The following is a 1,921-nucleotide window of genomic DNA, read 5'->3' as shown; positions in this document are numbered from 1 at the left end:
GACCACGGCACCACCCTTGTCGTCGGCGGCGCCGAAATAAAGCCGGCGCAGCCGGGCAAAGGAAATGGCGCCGGCGCACATGGCGCAAGGTTCCAGCGTCACATAGAGATCATGGCCGGTCAGCCGCTCGGCCGACAGTTTGCGGCAAGCTTCGCGGATGACCAGCATCTCGGCATGCGCGGTCGGGTCGGCAAGTTCGCGTGTGCGGTTGCCGGCGCTGGCGACAACACCAGCGCCATTGGCGATGACGGCGCCGACCGGCACTTCGCCTCGCAAGGCGGCAGCCTCGGCCTCCTTCAGTGCCAGCGCCATGAAATCGGGCCGCTTCACGCGATTTCCACTCCGATTATCTCCTCGCCACCTGACGGAGCAAGTTCGTTTCGAATGAACCGCACTTGCTCCAGGCTTTTGATTTTCGTTTGTCTTTTTGGAAAAACCGGTCTCCACTTTTCCCTGACAAACTCCAGTGATCCTGTTATTGAGCGCAGGACCTCGAAAATCGGGACTCGGTTTTCGAAAATGATCATGCGCCACATCAAAAGTGCTACAGCGTTCGTTGCGCGCCCGAAAGGATGCGCCACGCTGTAGCAGCGCAAACGGATAAAGGCCACATGGACGACAACGACAAGAAATTCCGACCCAGGAACGGTCCGGCCAAGAGTGGGCCGAAAGCCGCGGGACCGCGCAGCCGTGATGGCGCCGCGGGCAAGGGCGGCAAGCCGTCCTTTGGCGCCAAGAAACCTTACGCACCGCGTGGCGATCGGCCGATGGCTGCCGATGGCGAGCGGCCGAAGCGCGATTTCAAGGGCGGGGACAAGCCTTTCAGCAAAGGCCCGCGTCCCGAAGGCAAGCCTTTTGAGAAGCGCGAAGGGCCGCGCAAGCCCTACGCACCGCGCGGCGACCGCCCGATGGCCGCCGAGGGTGAGCGCAAACCGTATGAGAAGCGCGAAGGACCACGCAAGCCCTACGCACCGCGCGGCGATCGCCCGGTGGCCGCCGAAGGCGAGCGCAAGCCTTTTGAAAAGCGCGAGGGGCCGCGCAAGCCTTATGCACCGCGCGGCGATCGCCCGGTGGCCGCCGAAGGCGAGCGCAAGCCCTATGAAAAGCGCGAGGGGCCGCGCAAGCCTTATGCACCGCGCGGCGACCGGCTGATGGCCGCCGAAGGCGAGCGCAAGCCCTATGAAAAGCGCGAGGGGCCGCGCAAGCCTTATGCGCCCCGTGGCGATCGCCCGGTGGCCGCCGAAGGCGAGCGCAAGCCCTATGAAAAGCGCGAGGGGCCGCGCAAGCCCTATGCACCGCGGGGCGACCGGCCGGCTGCGGCGGCAGCGGGCGGCGAAAAGCGTTTCGACCGTCCTAAGCGTGATTTCAGTGACCGCGCGCCGCGCGACGCCAGCGATCGGCCGAAGCGTGACTTCGTCGACCGCCCCAAGCGCGATTTCGGCGATCGCCCGAAGCGGGATTTCAACGATCGGCCGCAAGGCGCGTCAGGCGGCAGCTTCAAGCCGCGCCCGCGTCCCGCCGAGGGCGCGGAAGAGGCAGGCGAGCGCATCGCCAAGCGGCTGGCCCGCGCCGGCCTGGCCTCGCGCCGCGATGCCGAGGAGCTGATCGCCGCCGGCCGCGTCAAGGTCAATGGCCGCGCCCTGACTTCGCCGGCCTTCAACGTCATGCCTGATGACATCATCCATCTCGACGGCAATGCCTTCACGCAGGCCGGCAAGCGCGCTTTCCTCGACCTTGCCGTGGACGCGCACGCGATAGCGGCGCAGCCAGCCGGTGGCCGGCAGTTCGAGCACGCGCGAGAGGCCGCCATCATTGGTGAGCAGCAGCAGGCCTTCGGTGTTGATGTCGAGCCGGCCGATGGTCATCAGCCGCGGCAATTCAGCCGGCAGCACGTCGAAGACGGTCTTGCGGCCCTCGGGAT

1 protein-coding gene and 2 pseudogenes are annotated in these 1,921 nt (G+C 66.5%); 1 reads left to right on the top strand and 2 read right to left on the bottom strand.

All coding sequences use genetic code 11. From position 1 onward, the window contains the following. Window positions 1–330 (bottom strand): nucleoside deaminase (locus EN893_RS31720; RefSeq protein ID WP_164901287.1); only part of this gene is annotated, 330 nt, incomplete at its 3' end. A 281-nt stretch (window positions 331–611) separates the two neighbouring features. Between EN893_RS31720 and EN893_RS31715 the strand changes: the two are divergent. Further along, window positions 612–1,652 (top strand): annotated as a pseudogene (locus tag EN893_RS31715) (S4 domain-containing protein); the annotation flags it as partial. 60 nt (window positions 1,653–1,712) lie between these two features. On the opposite strand, the pseudogene EN893_RS40115 reads toward EN893_RS31715, so the two are convergent. After that, window positions 1,713–1,865 (bottom strand): annotated as a pseudogene (locus EN893_RS40115) (pseudouridine synthase); the annotation flags it as partial. Window positions 1,866–1,921 lie beyond the last annotated feature (56 nt).

The sequence above is a fragment of the Mesorhizobium sp. M7A.F.Ca.CA.004.04.2.1 genome (assembly GCF_004022825.1).
In the GTDB taxonomy this organism is placed as follows: Bacteria; Pseudomonadota; Alphaproteobacteria; order Rhizobiales; family Rhizobiaceae; genus Mesorhizobium.
This window is presented reverse-complemented; position numbering and strand designations above follow the sequence as displayed.